The 14,448-nt window shown below is 60.7% G+C and carries 13 protein-coding genes and 1 riboswitch; of the genes, 3 read left to right on the top strand and 10 right to left on the bottom strand.

Annotated elements, in window-relative coordinates; all coding sequences use genetic code 11:
- Position 1 precedes the first annotated feature (1 nt).
- The 6 genes from uca to ACA056_RS21850 form a co-directional block, all read right to left on the bottom strand.
- On the bottom strand, positions 2 to 3,649 hold the full coding sequence (gene uca, locus ACA056_RS21875) for an urea carboxylase (protein WP_497267696.1): 3,648 nt from the start codon (positions 3,647 to 3,649) through the stop codon (positions 2 to 4).
- Between the two features lie 306 nt (positions 3,650 to 3,955).
- Positions 3,956 to 4,597: an urea amidolyase associated protein UAAP2 gene (locus ACA056_RS21870; RefSeq protein ID WP_497267694.1), complete on the bottom strand. Its 642-nt coding sequence runs from the start codon at positions 4,595 to 4,597 to the stop codon at positions 3,956 to 3,958.
- Between the two features lie 11 nt (positions 4,598 to 4,608).
- A complete protein-coding gene (locus ACA056_RS21865) occupies positions 4,609 to 5,334 on the bottom strand; it encodes an urea amidolyase associated protein UAAP1 (RefSeq protein WP_497267692.1) in 726 nt (241 codons plus the stop codon).
- Positions 5,335 to 5,346: 12 nt separating this feature from the next.
- The gene (locus tag ACA056_RS21860) at positions 5,347 to 6,135 is read right to left on the bottom strand and encodes an ABC transporter ATP-binding protein (protein WP_497267690.1); all 789 of its coding nucleotides are present in this window, start codon (positions 6,133 to 6,135) and stop codon (positions 5,347 to 5,349) included.
- Positions 6,132 to 6,947 carry an ABC transporter permease gene (locus ACA056_RS21855; protein WP_429513913.1) on the bottom strand — a complete coding sequence of 272 codons (816 nt, stop codon included), beginning with the start codon at positions 6,945 to 6,947 and terminating at the stop codon, positions 6,132 to 6,134. The genes ACA056_RS21860 and ACA056_RS21855 overlap by 4 nt, the downstream gene beginning before the upstream one ends.
- 16 nt (positions 6,948 to 6,963) lie before the next feature.
- Positions 6,964 to 8,031, bottom strand: coding sequence for a putative urea ABC transporter substrate-binding protein (locus ACA056_RS21850; protein ID WP_497267688.1), 1,068 nt, complete (start codon positions 8,029 to 8,031; stop codon positions 6,964 to 6,966).
- Between the two features lie 63 nt (positions 8,032 to 8,094).
- Positions 8,095 to 8,195, bottom strand: a riboswitch (guanidine-I (ykkC/yxkD leader).
- 277 nt (positions 8,196 to 8,472) lie between these two features.
- Here ACA056_RS21850 and ACA056_RS21845 point away from each other — a divergent pair.
- Together ACA056_RS21845 and ACA056_RS21840 are read left to right on the top strand one after the other, a co-directional pair.
- On the top strand, positions 8,473 to 8,715 hold the full coding sequence (locus ACA056_RS21845) for a hypothetical protein (RefSeq protein ID WP_497273580.1): 243 nt from the start codon (positions 8,473 to 8,475) through the stop codon (positions 8,713 to 8,715).
- Between the two features lie 167 nt (positions 8,716 to 8,882).
- Positions 8,883 to 9,341 (top strand): hypothetical protein, encoded by a 459-nt coding sequence (locus ACA056_RS21840; RefSeq protein WP_497267686.1) that lies wholly within the window; start codon positions 8,883 to 8,885, stop codon positions 9,339 to 9,341.
- Between the two features lie 59 nt (positions 9,342 to 9,400).
- Here ACA056_RS21840 and dspII read toward each other — a convergent pair whose 3' ends face one another.
- Positions 9,401 to 10,504 carry an enoyl-CoA hydratase/isomerase DspII gene (gene dspII / locus ACA056_RS21835; RefSeq protein WP_497267684.1) on the bottom strand — a complete coding sequence of 368 codons (1,104 nt, stop codon included), beginning with the start codon at positions 10,502 to 10,504 and terminating at the stop codon, positions 9,401 to 9,403.
- 132 nt (positions 10,505 to 10,636) lie between these two features.
- Here dspII and ung point away from each other — a divergent pair, with 132 nt between their 5' ends.
- On the top strand, positions 10,637 to 11,329 hold the full coding sequence (gene ung / locus ACA056_RS21830; RefSeq protein ID WP_497267682.1) for a uracil-DNA glycosylase: 693 nt from the start codon (positions 10,637 to 10,639) through the stop codon (positions 11,327 to 11,329).
- 102 nt (positions 11,330 to 11,431) lie between these two features.
- Here the strand turns inward: ung and ACA056_RS21825 are convergent, their stop codons facing one another.
- The 3 genes from ACA056_RS21825 to ACA056_RS21815 are packed head-to-tail and all read right to left on the bottom strand — an operon-like array spanning position 11,432 to position 14,439.
- Positions 11,432 to 12,472, bottom strand: a complete 1,041-nt coding sequence (locus ACA056_RS21825; protein WP_497267680.1) for an AbrB family transcriptional regulator — start codon at positions 12,470 to 12,472, stop codon at positions 11,432 to 11,434.
- On the bottom strand, positions 12,465 to 13,979 hold the full coding sequence (locus ACA056_RS21820) for a tripartite tricarboxylate transporter permease (RefSeq protein WP_497267678.1): 1,515 nt from the start codon (positions 13,977 to 13,979) through the stop codon (positions 12,465 to 12,467). The genes ACA056_RS21825 and ACA056_RS21820 overlap by 8 nt, the downstream gene beginning before the upstream one ends.
- Position 13,980: 1 nt before the next feature.
- Positions 13,981 to 14,439 carry a tripartite tricarboxylate transporter TctB family protein gene (locus ACA056_RS21815; protein ID WP_497267676.1) on the bottom strand — a complete coding sequence of 153 codons (459 nt, stop codon included), beginning with the start codon at positions 14,437 to 14,439 and terminating at the stop codon, positions 13,981 to 13,983.
- Between the last annotated feature and the right edge of the window lie 9 nt (positions 14,440 to 14,448).

The following is a 14,448-nucleotide window of genomic DNA, read 5'->3' as shown; positions in this document are numbered from 1 at the left end:
TTCAGTCGAGTTCCAGCACCACGACGCGCTGTCCGGCGCGCACGGCCGAACCCGGTTGCACGCGAATCTCGCGTACCACACCGGCCATGGGTGCGAGCAATGGGATTTCCATCTTCATCGACTCCAGAATCACCAGCACATCACCCGCGGCAACCCGGCTGCCGGTTTCAACCTGAACCTGCCAAAGGTTGCCGGCGATGTGGCTGTCGACGCTCTGTTGACCGCTGGCCAGCGGCGCGTCTTCGGTCACCTCCGGGGTCAGCTCTTCACTGTCGAAGTGCGCCTGGCCACTGGCGATCCAGCGCTCGCGCTCGGCGTTGAACGCACCTTTTTGCTGATCGCGAAACGCGGCAATGCTCTCGGCTTCCTTCGTCAGGAAGGCTTGGTAATCCGCCAGATTCAGCTGACTGTGCTCGATGTTCAGATCGAAGCGCCCGAGTGGGAAATCCCGTCGAATGCGCAGCAGTTCATCGGCACTGACCGGGTAGAAACGGATCTGATCGAAGAAGCGCAGCAGCCACGGTTTGCCATCGAATGCGGCGACCTCGCGATAGCGATTCCACATCTGCAAAGTGCGGCCGACGAACTGATAACCGCCAGGGCCTTCCATGCCGTACACGCACATGTAGGCGCCACCGATGCCCACCGAGTTTTCCGCGGTCCAGGTGCGGGCCGGGTTGTATTTGGTGGTCACCAGGCGATGCCGCGGGTCGAGTGGCGTGGCGACCGGCGCACCGAGGTAGACGTCGCCCAGGCCCATCACCAGGTAGCTGGCGTCGAACACCGTGCGCTGCACTTCGTCGAGGTTGGGCAGGTCATTGATGCGGCGGATGAACTCCAGATTACTTGGGCACCACGGGGCGTCCTTGCGCACGGTGGTCATGTATTTTTCGATCGCCAACTGGCAGGCCGGGTCGTCCCAGGACAGCGGCAGATGGACGATGCGCGAGGGCACTTGCAGGTCCTTGGCGGCGCACACGGCGTCCCATTCGCCGGCGACGATGCCGAGCAGATCGGCCAGCGGCAGTTGTTCGGGTTGGTAGTGCACTTGCAGCGAGCGGATGCCGGGGGTCAGGTCGATGACGCCGTGCAGGTTTTGGCTTTCCAGTGCTTGCATCAGTGCATGGGCGCGGAAGCGCAGGACGAGGTCGAGTTCGGGGGCGCCGATTTCCAGCAGCAGGTGAGTGTCCCCAGACAATCTCGCGACCAGCCGCGTATCCCCCAGACCCAAATCCAACACAACAGGCGACTCAATCCCTTGTAGGAGTGAGCCTGCTCGCGATCTCGGTGTGTCAGTCACATCAATGTTGGCTGTACTGCCGCCATCGCGAGCAGGCTCACTCCTACAGGGGGTATTCCATTTCAGGGCGAGGTTGCGGGCGGTCTTCAGGTCGACTGGGAGGAACTGCACTTTGTCCCCGGCCTTGAGTTGCCCAAGCTGCCAGAGGTCGGCTTCGATCACCGTCACCGGGCAAACAAAACCACCCAGGCTCGGGCCATCCGGGCCAAGAATCACCGGCATGTCACCGGTAAAATCCACCGCCCCAATGGCGTACGGATTGTCATGGATATTCGACGGATGCAGACCAGCCTCGCCACCATCGGCACGCACCCATTCAGGCTTCGGCCCGATCAACCGCACACCGGTTCGGCTGGAGTTGAAATGTACTTCCCACTGGGTGGCGAAGAAGGTGCCAATGTAGTTTTCGGTGAAGTATTCCGGTGCGCCATGAGGGCCGTAGATCACCCGGATCTGCCGCAGGTCGGGTAACTCGCTGACCTGTTCTGCAGCCAGTTGTTGACCCGCGCTGCGGTCGTTCAAAGCAGGGAGATGCAACACGTCGCCGGCTCGCAATGCGCGACCACCATGCCCACCAAACTGGCCGAGGGTGAAGGTGCTTTTGCTGCCCAGATAATCCGGCACTTGCAGGCCACCACGCAGGCACAAATAACTGCGAGCGCCTGCTCCGGCAATCGTGCCGAGGCTCAAAGTAGTGCCCGCCGTTACCAGCAAAGCCGTGTTCATCGGCACCACTTCACCATTAAGGGTCAGTGGAATCACTGCCCCGGTCACCGCCACCACCGCATCGCAATTGAAGCGCAGCAACGGCCCGCTCATGGTGATTTCCAGTGCCGCTGAACCTTCATCGTTACCCAGCAGACGATTGCCAGAACGCAACGCGCGACTGTCCATCGGCCCCGACGGCGGCACGCCCACGGCCCAATAACCGAGGCGGCCGGGATAGTCCTGCACGCTGGTTTGAGTGCCGGCGCTGAGCACTTCAAACGTGTTGGCCTGATACACCAAACCTTCCAGGCAACGCGTCCACGGCTGACCGTTGGCGAAGGGCGCATCCAGCAGAATCTGCCGCAGATAATCGCGGTTGGTTTCCACCCCGTAGAGCAGGCTGTCGCCCAACACCTGATGCAGATCAGCAGCGGCCTCTTCGCGGGTCGGCGCCCAGCTGATGACCTTGGCGATCATCGGATCGAAATACGCTGGAATCTCGCAACCGGCCTCGACCCAGGTGTCGATGCGCAGGTGTTTGCCATCGGCGGCAGGGAAGTTCACGGCGGTCAGCAACCCCGGGCTCGGCTGAAAATCCCGACCCGGATCTTCCGCGTAAAGCCGTGCCTGAATCGCATGACCATCGGCTTTCAAACCTTGGCTCAACTCGCTCAACGGCGGCAAATCACCTGCCGCCAATTCGACCATCCAGCGCACCAGATCCACGCCCCAGACTTGCTCGGTGACGCCGTGCTCCACCTGCAAACGGGTGTTCACTTCGAGAAAGTAGAACCGCTGAGCCTCGCTGTCGAAGACGAACTCAACGGTGCCGGCGCTGCGGTAATTCACCGCTTTCGCCAGTTTGATCGCCGCCGCACACAACTCCTCAGCCATGCCCTCGGGCAGGTTCGGTGCCGGGGTTTCTTCAAGGACTTTCTGGTTGCGCCGCTGCACTGAACAGTCGCGCACGCCGAGGGCAATGACTTCGCCCTGGCCGTCGCCGAACACCTGGACTTCCAGATGTCGGGCGCGCTGGATGTACTTTTCGATGAACACCCCGGCGTCGCTGAAGTTGTTCTGGCCGAGACGTTTGACGGCCTCAAAGGATTCGCTCAACTCGGCCGCACTGCGGCACACGCGCATGCCGATGCCACCACCACCGGCGGTGCTTTTGAGCATCACCGGGTAGCCGACCTGTTCGCCAGCAATCAGCGCCGCGTCGAGGCTGTCGAGCAACTCGGTGCCTTCGAGCATCGGTACGCCGTGTTGCTTGGCCAAGGCCCGGGCGGTGTGCTTGAGGCCGAACACGCGCAGTTGCTCTGGCGTCGGGCCGATGAAGGCGATGTTGGCGGCTTCGCACGCTTCGGCGAACGCGGCGTTTTCCGAGAGAAAACCGTAGCCGGGATGAATCGCCGTGGCGCCGGTGGATGTGGCGATGCTGAGGATTTTTTCGACGGCCAGATAGGTGCCGGCGGCTGCACCTTCACCGAGGCTGTGGGCTTCATCGGCCTGCAAGATATGCAAACTGGCGGCATCGGCTTCGGAGTAAACGGCAACGCCCTGGACCTGCAACTCACGCAGGGTACGCAGGATGCGGCAGGCAATGGCGCCACGGTTGGCAATCAGGACTTTTTCGAACATGGCATAACCCCTGGAGGCGATAGCGCATCAGCCTCGACCTGGGATGCGGGCCGTCCCGCAGTTTTTCGATAGGCGCCGGGGTCGTCCCCGACGGCAAAATCACTTCACTCAAAAACAACACCGAACCCTTGTAGGAGTGAGCTTGCTCGCGATAGCGGTGAGTCAGTCGACATCTATGTTGAATGTGCTGACGCCTTCGCGAGCAGGCTCGCTCCCACAGGGTTTAGTGGTGTTCTTGCTGTTTGAGGCACTGCCCGGAGCGAGCCTGGCACAGGGCAAACAACCATCGACGCAACCGCACGAATGTCAGTTCCATACCAGCAGCTCCGCAGGGGTGGGGTTGTAGGCATTGCACGGGTTGTTCAGTTGCGGGCAATTGGAGATCAGCACGATCACGTCCATCTCGGCCCGCAGGTCGACGTATTTGCCCGGCGCCGAAATCCCGTCCTCAAACGTTAGCCCGCCATCCGCCGTGACCGGCACGTTCATGAAGAAGTTGATGTTCGGCCCGATGTCGCCCTTGCCCAATCGCCCGTCGTGGACGCAGGCTCGCAGGTAGTTGTCGCGGCAGCTGTGCATGTAGCGTTTCTCCAACGCATAACGCACGGTGTTGCTCTCTTGCGCGCACGCACCGCCGAGGGTGTCGTGACGGCCGCAGGTGTCGGCGACGATGGTCAGCATCGGTTTGCCGAGGTTGGAATAGAGCACGCTGCCGGTGCTCAGGTAGACGCTGTTCTGTCGGCGCAACGTACGTTGCACGTCGTAGCGCTCCTTCGGATTGGCAACGCTGTAGAACAACGTGTCGACGGCCTGATTGCCTTCCAGATCGAGGATGCGCAAAGTCTGGCCAGCCTTGACCTCCATCAACCACGGTTCGCCGGCCGGGATGGTGGCGCGGTAGATCGCAGTTTCTGGTTGCTGTTGAGCAGTAGCGATTGCAAGTGACATGGCAGCGATCCTCAGGCGAACAGACAGTCGGTGTTGATGAAGCCGCGCTCGTTTTCCGGGCGCGAGGTGCGGCAGTGTTCGGCGACGCTGGCGTCAGCGTTCATCCAGCTGAGCTTCAGCGGTTTTGGCGCGTATTCAGGCGAAGGGTCCATCGGATGTTGCAGCGCGGTGAGCACCACCAGCGTGTCCATCGGCGCATACAACTCGATGTAGTCGCCGGCCTTGGAATTGCCTTCGACGAAGTGAAAACGCCCGGCCTCATCGACGTTCACGCGGCTGAACAAATTGAGGGTCATCAGCAAATCGGACAGGCCCAAACCCCACTTGCCCAGCTCCACCAACAGGTTGTCGGTGCCGTTGCGGAAGAAGCCGTTGCGCAGTTCCTGATAGCGGCCCTGGCCGTATTTTTCCGCGACCTCTTCAGCGCAGAGCACACCGCCGAGGCTGTCGCTCCAGCCGCAGGTGTCAGCAGTGATGGCGGCCAGCACGCGACCCATGTCCGAGTACAGGCAATGGCCAGTGGTGAGCTTGGCCGTGTGTTGGCATTTGAGGCTGTCGGGCAGGTTCAGGCGTTCGGTTTTTTCGTTGGCGTTGAGCAGCGTCAGGCTGACGTTGGCGCCGCCGCGCAGGTCGGTCAGGCGCAGCAACTGGCCGCGTTTCAACACGAAGGAGCGATGGCCGCCGCCGGGGAGCATTTCTTCGGCGAAGGGCGGGAACAGTTGGGTCGAATCAGTCATATGAAAATCCTCTTAAGCGGTACGAAGCGTGCCTGCCAGCTCAGCCGGCAGGGCGTCGACGGCGGCGCGATGGGCGCGGCGGTCGCTGTTCAAAGGGATGTCGTAAGTGATGCGCGCGCCATAGGCGCCGGGGGCGTGCGGGTCGACTCGGACCTTGTCGAACACCAGCAGGCGCGTGCCGAGGCTGAAGCCTTCGGACAAGTCGTGGGTGACCATGAACACCGTCAGTTGCGTCTCGCGCCACAGCTCCAGCAGTAAACCGTGCATGTCCTTGCGGATGCCTGGATCGAGGGCGCCGAACGGTTCGTCGAGCAGCAACACGCGCGGCTTCATGATCAGCGCCTGGGCAATCGCCAGTCGTTGTTGCATGCCGCCGGAGAGCTGCGCCGGGTACTTGTCCAGCGAGTGGCCGAGGCCGACTTTGTGCAGCAGCACTGAGGCCTGTTCGCGTGCGTCTTTTTTTGCGCTGCCGAACAAGCGCCCGAGCAACGGTGAACGCGGCAGTTCAAGGCCCAGGGCGACGTTGTCCAGCACGCTCAAGTGCGGGAACACCGAGTAGCGCTGGAACACCACGCCACGGCTCGAATCCGGTTCGCCGGCCAAGGCCTGGCCATCCAACAGAATCTCGCCGCGACTGGCGCGTTCCTGGCCCAGCAATAGCCGCAGGAAGGTCGACTTGCCGCAACCCGACGCACCGACCAAGGTGCAGAACTCACCCTCGTTGACGTTCAGGTTCAGCCCTTCGAGCACCACCTGATCGGCGTATTGCTGCCAGACATTTTTCACTGTGATGAAGCTCATGCGCGGGCCCCCTCATACCAAGGGAACGCCCGTTGGGTCAGGCGTTTCAGGCCCCAATCCATCAGCCAGGCGAGCAGGGTGATCCAGACCACGTAGGGCAGAATCACGTCCATCGCCAGGTAACGGCGCACCAGGAAAATCCGGTAGCCGAGGCCGTCGGTGGAGGCGATGGCTTCGGCGGCGATCAGGAACAACCACGCCGAGCCGAGCATCAGTCGTAGCGAGATCAGCAGGCGCGGGAGCAATTGCGGCAGCACTACCCGCAGCATCAGCGTCCAGGTCGAGGCGCCGAGGGTCTGGGCCTTGATCAGCAACTCGACCGGTATCTCACGGGCACGTTGTTCCAGATCGCGAGCAAGACACGGGGTGATACCGATCACGATCAGCATCACTTTCGACAATTCCCCCAGCCCGAACACGATGAACAGAATCGGCAGAATCGCCAGCGGCGGCACCATCGACAGCACCGTCAGCAACGGCGACAACGGCGCGCCGAACAGCGGCAACGTCCCGGCGGCGATGCCTAGGCACAGCCCGGCCAGCGCACTGATGCCGAGACCGATAGCCAGGCGTCGCAGGCTGGACGCGGTGTCTTGCCAAAGTAAATAGTCGCCGGTGCGGGTGTCGGCGGTGAACGCCAGACGTTTGACCGCGTCGGTCATCTGCACGGCGCTCGGCAGCAGCTTGTCGTTGGGGTTGTCCGTCAGCCGCTCGGCCGAGCCCATGAAGTAGGCGAACAGCACCAGGGCGAACGGCAGGATCACCAACAGCAGGCGACTCGGGCGATCCGGGTGGCGATTGATCAGGCGCATGGCCAGGTCCTCCTGATTACAGCTTCGCGTCGGCGGCCATCTGCACGTAGGTCGGGTCGAAGCGCAGCTTGAGGTTGGTTTTGTCGCCGCTGGTCACGCCATTGGCGAAGGCCATGCCGACCGCGCTGGTGTCCTTGGCGCCTTCACCCAGCAAGCCGTGCTGGAACGAAAACTCGGCCACCTTGCGCATGGTTTCCGGCAGTTGCTTGCTGGTGGAGAACGCCAGGGCTTCTTTGGGTGTGGCGAACAATTTGGTGGTGTCCAGTTGCGACTGGAAACCGGCCAGATCGGTGCCGGAAGCTTTGGCCATGTGTTCGAGCGCGACCTTGCTGGCAGCGTTTTTCGCGTTCATCAACTCGACCACTTCGAACCAAGCGCCGGTCAGGGCTTTGCCCAGGGCCGGGTTGTCTTTGAGGGTGGCGCTGTTGACCACCATCATGTCCATGATTTCGCCGGGGATCTGGCTGGAGTTGAACACTTCGGTCACCGCAGGCTTGGCCTTGATGTCCGAAAGCATCGGGTTCCAGGTGGTGACGGCGTTGACCTGATCGGTGTTGAAGGCAGCCGAGATGTCGGCGTCGGAGGTGTTGACCACTTTCAGGTCTTTCTCGGTGAGATCGACCGAATCCAGGGCCCGGGCCAGCAGGTAGTGGGAGACAGAGAGTTCCACCAGATTGACGTCCATGCCCTTGAGGTCGGTGACTTTTTTGCCGTCGCCCTTGAGCACGATGCCGTCGTTGCCGTTGGAGAAGTCGCTGACGATCAGCGCGGTGCTGTCGACGCCGCCGGCCGCCGGAATGGTCAGCGCATCCATGTTGGTCATGGTGCAGCCGTCGAATTGGCCAGCGGTGTATTGGTTGATGGATTCGACATAGTCATTGAGCTGCACCACATCAATCTTGATGCCGTACTTCTTCGCCCATTTGTCGACGATGCCTTGGCTGCCAGCGTATTCCCAGGGCATCCAGCCGGCGTAGATGGTCCAGCAGACGCTGAAGTGGTCTTTCTGGGCGGCCTGGGACGAGACGCTCACGAAGGCTGCGAATGCAGCGGCGAGCAGGGCGGGTAAACGATGCTTGAGCATGGGGTGGTTCTCCAGTTGATCAAGGGCGGGCAGGAGTCAACGCGGCACCGCGAACGGTGGCTTGTCTCCCGGGCTTTTGTCCCGCCGTGTAACCTCAACTGGAGGTCGCCAACTCTCGGACCAGCCACTCGCCTTAGCGAGCCGGAACCCTAGTCAGCCATTGCAAATTGTGGTGCCGCGAACCTGTGATGACTCCTGCACGTCTTTGCTAAAGCGAGAGCCGTGCCAAGTCGGCTTGAGCGCTCTAGCGTGGGCGATTACGCCATTGGCGCGTTGGGGATAGGTGGCGGCGTTGCCTTGTGATGGTGCATGGGTGCACCGCAATGGATCGGGCCGGCCGCTGATCTGAAGGTCCAGGCGGCTCGGCACTCGATGGAGCATTTCCAGTCAAAACAGGTGTCAGCCGGCCTGTTCCGGTTGTGGGTCTTTCAGGAGGCCGCCATGTTTCGTCGACTGTTGCTTGGTGTTGTTCTGGGTCTTGGGATATCCGGCTGCTACTACTATGCCGGTGGCTATGATGTGTATTCCGCGCCTTATTACTACCCCGGTTATTCGCCCTATTCCTACTATTACGGACCGCGTTATTACTACGGCCCTCGCTTTTATGGTGGCTATCGCTACTACTATTGGGGCGGGCACGGGCCACGTCATTACGGTGGTGGATATCGCGGTGGCCACCATTAATCAGCGGGTGAATGGATGAAAAACCTTTCATCGGCGACTTGTTTCAATCTGTTTCGCGAACGCACCAGATTTGGAAAACGATGTCTGATCTTTCGACAGTCACCGAATAATTGACTGTCGCCTGCCAGCGTCGCTGGTATGGCTCACTCGCGGTCCAGGAGGCCGCTATGTATCGCCGAATTCTTCTGATTGCTGTATTGGGATTGTTACTTGGTGCATGCGTGCCCTATTCCGATGGAGGAGCCAGCTACTACAGTTCCGAGGTCTATACCTCGCCAGCCTATTATTCCGGTGGCGGGCCTTACTACTCAGGTGGCGGGGGTTATTACACGCAACCACGCCGGTACTACGCACCGCCAGCGCGGTATTACCAGCCAACGCCGCGGTATTACCACCAGCCGCGGGTTTATCAACCGGCACCACGTTATTACCAGTCGTCGCCACGAGCCGATTACCGGGCTCATCAGAATCGCGGCTGGGATGGCCGTAACCGTGGCGGTTGGGACGGACGTAACCGCGGTGGAAACAACGACTATCGCGGCGGCCATGGCGGACGCGACAACCGTGGCGGACGAGGCGACCACAACGGTCGCGGAAATCACGATGGCCGAGGCGGCCACCGTTAAACACTCATAAAAAAGCGGCGCATGAAGCGCCGCTTTTTTATGCCCGAATTTCAGTATTACTACAGATCGGCCAGAGGATGTCGGCCTTCCCAGGCCTTGTGGAAATGCGCGTCTACCACCGCATCCGGCAGGTTATTGATGTCCGGCCAGTGCCAATGCGGTTTTTGATCCTTGTCGATCAACCGTGCGCGCACGCCTTCGCTGAACTCCGGATGACGGCAGCAGTTGAGGCTCATGGTGTATTCCATCTGAAAGACTTGAGCCAGCGACATGTGCCGGGCGCGGGCGATCTGTTCCCACACCAGATGAGCAGTCAGGGGCGACCCTTCGCTCATGGTTTTCGCGGCACGGCTGAGCAGCAGATCCGTGTTGTCGCGCAGCTGGCTGATGGCCTTCCAGGCGCAGCGCACGTCACTGACATCCAGTAGCTCATCGATCTGCTGGCGTCGCGGTAGCCACTGGGCTTCGGGCATTTGCGCGATGGCTTCCTGCTGCAGGGCTTTGAGCAGGCTGTTCAGCTGCATCGGCGTCTGTTCCTGCCAGTTCAACTGCAGCAGACCTTCCATCAGCTCTTCCTGCTGTTCATCGAGCAGGAAACGGTCGGCCAGGTCGAGATCGATCGCATCGCGACCGTTCATATGGGCGCCGGTCAGGCCGAGAAACAATCCGAGCTTGCCGGGGAGGCGAGACAGAAACCAACTGGCCCCGACATCCGGGTACAAACCGATACTGATCTCCGGCATCGCCAGGCGGCTGCTCGGCGTAACAATCCGGATGCTCGCCCCTTGCAGCAGCCCCATGCCACCGCCGAGCACATAGCCATGCCCCCAGCAGATCAGTGGTTTAGGGTAAGTGTGCAGATTGAAGTCCAGGCGATATTCCGCCGCAAAGAAATGCGCGGCCAGCGGCGGCACTTCGCCGGGATGGGCGCGACAGGCTTCCACCAGGCTGCGTACTTCGCCACCGGCGCAAAAGGCTTTGGCACCGTTGCCGCGCAACACGACGCAGACGATTTGCGGTTCTTTGGCCCAGACGTCCAGTTGATCGCGCAAGGCGTTGATCATCGGCAAGGACAGGGCATTGAGGGATTTTTCGGCCTCCAGGCTGGCGACTCCGATGCGTGCGCCGTCGGTGCCCGTGAGTTCTTCGAAGTGCAGATTCATCGTGACCTCGATCGGGAATTTGAGCGTTCAGTATGATCGCTATGTAGGAAAGTGCCGGATCTGCGTCAGATCAATTGACAAGCGTGATGGGCTTTCCTAGGGTTCGCCCCATTGTTTTTGCCGGATGTAACCATGACTGCTGACGACCGTATCAAACTCGAACCGAGCTGGAAGGAGGCACTGCGTGCCGAATTCGACCAGCCCTACATGGCAGAGTTGCGCAACTTCCTGCAAGAGGAGCGCGCGGCAGGCAAGGAAATCTACCCCCCGGGACCGATGATTTTCAATGCACTCAATTCGACGCCGCTGGATAAAGTCAAAGTCGTCATCCTCGGCCAGGACCCGTACCACGGTCCGGGACAGGCCCACGGCTTGTGCTTTTCGGTGCAACCGGGCGTACCGGCGCCGCCGTCGCTGGTGAACATCTATAAAGAGTTGAAACGCGACCTGAACATCGACATCCCGACCCACGGTTGCCTGCAAAGCTGGGCGGACCAGGGCGTGCTGATGATCAACACCACCATGACCGTGGAACGCGCCAACGCCAATGCGCACAAGGACAAGGGCTGGCAGTATTTCACCGATCGGATCATTGAAGTGGTCAGCGAACATCAGCCGCATCTGGTGTTCATGCTGTGGGGCGCCCATGCACAGAGCAAGCAGAAACTGATCGATGCCACCAAGCATCTGGTGCTGACGTCGGTGCATCCGTCACCGCTGTCCGCTTATCGGGGCTTCCTCGGGTGCGGGCACTTTAGTCGAACCAATAAATATCTGGAGCAGAATGGCGAAACGCCGATCGAGTGGCGGTTGCCGCCAGTTTGATGCGTTGACCGAGTTGGCCCCTTCGCGAGCAAGCTCGCTCCCACAAGTATCACGCGAACCCTGTGGGAGCGAGCTTGCTCGCGAAGGGGTCGACTCGGTCTTTCAGACAGAATCCGGTTGCCGATTCCAATACTTGAACAACGGCTCCGCCAGAAACAACACAAACAACAGCCGCATCACCTGCATCGCCGTCACCAGCGGCACCGACAACTGCAACGTCTCCGCCGTCAGGCTCATCTCCGCAATCCCGCCGGGCATCATGCCTAACGTCAGAGAACGCAAATCCAGGTGCGTCAGCGCACTCAACCCCAATGCCGCCAGCGTGGCGATCAACATGGTCAACACCGTGCCGATCAAGGTCCGGCCCATGAATGAAGGCGCACGCCGAAAAAACTGCCGATTGAAGTGACACCCCAACCCGCTGCCAATCAGCCATTGCCCGATCTGGCTGCCGCCGTTGGGCAATCCGATGTGCAGATCCCCGCCAATACTCACCGCCGCACTCACAAGCAACGGTCCGAACAGCCACGGATTGGGTTGACGCAGACGTTCCCAGAGCCACGCCGCCAAGGCGCCCGCTGGGAAGAGAAGAGCGAGCCACCACCAATTGACGGTGGACGGATGAAAAATCGGTGCGCCGTCACCCAACAAATACTTGAACGCTGCCGGCACACAAAGCACCACCACCAACACCCGCAGACTTTGCCCCGCCGCAACACGACTGAGCACGGCGCCGTTACGCGCGCCGAGGTTGACCATCTCCCCGGAGCCGCCCGGCATGCTGGAAAAGAACGCGGTGGCGCGATCTTCACCGGTACGCCGCATCAACCAGACCCCGACCACGGCCGACAGGCTGGTGACCAACGCACCGAAGAAGATCAGACCGAAGTGGCTCAGGACCTGCTCCATCACCACCGGGGTGAAGTGCAGGCCGATACCGATACCGACAATCCACTGGCCGCACTTGCGGCCGCCAGGGATTTCCGCCAATTGCCAGGGTGTCAGGCAACGCACCAGGATGATCGCCAGCAACGAGCCGACCATCCACGGCAGTGGCCAGCCGATCTGGCTGGCCAGGTAACCGCCCAGCAGACCGACCAGCGGAGTTCCCCACCAGGCTTTGAAGGGCACTCGATCAGACATCGACGATAACGCGCCGGGCGACTGAACGTTTGCGCCAGATTCGCAGGATCGGCACCAGCAGCATCACGGCGATCAACGCCCAGACACCCATGGTGATCCCGCTCGACCAGAGAATCTCCAGTGAACCGTTGGAGATCGACAAGGCTCGGCGCAGGTTCTGTTCCATCAAGCCACCGAGGATAAAGCCCAGCAACACGGGTGACAGCGGAAAATCCAGCTTACGCAGAATGTAGCCGAAGATGCCGATGCCGATCATCAGGAACAGGTCGAAGGTGGTGGCATGCACCGCGAAAACGCCGATGGCGGTAATGATCGCGATCATCGGCACCAGCGCCCAGTTCGGCACGGCGAGGATGCGGGTGAAGATGCGGATCATTGGAATGTTGAGGATCACCAGCATGATGTTGGCGACAAACAACGAAGCGATCAGGCCCCAGACGATGTCCGGTTGCTGTTGAAACAGCAGTGGGCCAGGGGTGATGTTGTACAGCGACAGTGCGCCGATCATCACCGCCGTCGTGCCCGAACCCGGAACACCCAGCGTCAGCATTGGCACCAGAGCGCCGCAGGCTTCAGCGCCGATGGCGGTTTCCGGAGCGGCGAGACCACGCTTGTCGCCTTGTCCGAATTTTCCGCTTGGACCCGCGATGCGTTTCTCGGTCATGTAAGCCACGGCGCTGGCCAGTGTCGCGCCAGCACCGGGCAACACGCCCATGATGAAGCCGAGCACACCGCAACGAATGTTCACCCAGAACACCGAAGCGGCCTCCTTGAAGTTGAACATCATGCGGCCAGTGGCCTGGAACGCTTCCTGGCCACGGTGGGTTTTTTCCAGCAGCAAGAGGATTTCACTGATCGAGAACAGACCCAGCACCAGCACCACGAACTGAATGCCATCGGTGAGGTGGATATTGTCACCGGTGAAGCGGTAGACACCGCTGTTGGCATCAATGCCAACCGTCGACAGGAACAGACCGATCAGCGCCGCAATAAACGTCTTGAGCGGTCGATCACCCGCCATGCCGCCGAGGCAGACAATCGCGAACACCATCAGTACGAAATATTCCGCCGGACCGAAGGCAATCGCCCATTTCGCCAGAATCGGTGCGAACACCACCATCCCGCAGGTCGCAATGAAAGCGCCGATGAACGAACTCCACGCCGAAAGTGATAACGCAACCCCGGCCATCCCCTGACGGGCCATTGGGTAGCCGTCGAGGGTGGTCATCACGGTAGAGGCTTCGCCCGGAATGTTCAGCAGAATCGAACTGATCCGGCCGCCGTACTCGCAACCCAGATAAACCGCGGCCAGCAGGATCAACGCTGACTCCGGTGGCAGGCCGAGGGCGAAGGCGATCGGGATCAGCAACGCCACGCCGTTGATCGGACCCAGGCCGGGGAGCAGGCCGACGACGGTACCGATCAGCGTACCGCTGAGTGCGGTCACCAAGTTGTAAGGGGTCAATGCGACGCCGAAGCCGTGACTCAAATAACCAAGCGTATCCATATCAGTTCTCCAGAACGTCGAGCAGGCCCAGAGGCAGTGGCACGTCCATGACTTTGTCGAACAGCAGGTACAGACCGATGCTCATCAGGCTGATGATCACTGCGCTCGGCAACCAGCGTCCGCCATACAGGCGTGCCATCGGAATGCCAATCAGCATGCTGCTGAGGATGAAGCCCAGTGGTTCGAACAGCCCGGCAAAGATCAGCAACAACAGCACGCAAAGGCCGATTTTGTTCAGGGTTTCGCGATCCATCGGCGGATCTTCATCGGTGTGTTTGATCGGCGAAGGGCGATACACCATATAAACCAACCCCAGGCCCATCAGCCCCAGCATCAACAGGGGGAAGGCCCGTGGGCCGATCGGTTCGTAGGAAAAAGGTGCCTGGTAGGGCCAGGCCATCAGCACCAGGCTGAGACAGGCCACCAACAGCATCGAAGCAAAAATGCGTTGTAAGAGCATGGGAAACTC

The organism is Pseudomonas sp. LBUM1666, from assembly GCF_059695775.1.
The sequence above is the reverse complement of the archived record's forward strand: the minus strand, read 5'-3'. Positions and strand labels throughout refer to the sequence as shown.

Coding starts and splice junctions, on each gene's coding strand:
- ACA056_RS21825 (WP_497267680.1), bottom strand. CDS start 12,472: ATGTCTGATCGAGTGCCCTTCAAAGCCTGGTGGGGAACTCCGCTGGTC.
- ACA056_RS21860 (WP_497267690.1), bottom strand. CDS start 6,135: ATGAGCTTCATCACAGTGAAAAATGTCTGGCAGCAATACGCCGATCAG.
- ACA056_RS21855 (WP_429513913.1), bottom strand. CDS start 6,947: ATGCGCCTGATCAATCGCCACCCGGATCGCCCGAGTCGCCTGCTGTTG.
- ACA056_RS21840 (WP_497267686.1), top strand. CDS start 8,883: ATGTATCGCCGAATTCTTCTGATTGCTGTATTGGGATTGTTACTTGGT.
- ACA056_RS21865 (WP_497267692.1), bottom strand. CDS start 5,334: ATGACTGATTCGACCCAACTGTTCCCGCCCTTCGCCGAAGAAATGCTC.
- ACA056_RS21850 (WP_497267688.1), bottom strand. CDS start 8,031: ATGCTCAAGCATCGTTTACCCGCCCTGCTCGCCGCTGCATTCGCAGCC.
- uca (WP_497267696.1), bottom strand. CDS start 3,649: ATGTTCGAAAAAGTCCTGATTGCCAACCGTGGCGCCATTGCCTGCCGC.
- dspII (WP_497267684.1), bottom strand. CDS start 10,504: ATGAATCTGCACTTCGAAGAACTCACGGGCACCGACGGCGCACGCATC.
- ACA056_RS21870 (WP_497267694.1), bottom strand. CDS start 4,597: ATGTCACTTGCAATCGCTACTGCTCAACAGCAACCAGAAACTGCGATC.
- ung (WP_497267682.1), top strand. CDS start 10,637: ATGACTGCTGACGACCGTATCAAACTCGAACCGAGCTGGAAGGAGGCA.
- ACA056_RS21815 (WP_497267676.1), bottom strand. CDS start 14,439: ATGCTCTTACAACGCATTTTTGCTTCGATGCTGTTGGTGGCCTGTCTC.
- ACA056_RS21820 (WP_497267678.1), bottom strand. CDS start 13,979: ATGGATACGCTTGGTTATTTGAGTCACGGCTTCGGCGTCGCATTGACC.
- ACA056_RS21845 (WP_497273580.1), top strand. CDS start 8,473: ATGTTTCGTCGACTGTTGCTTGGTGTTGTTCTGGGTCTTGGGATATCC.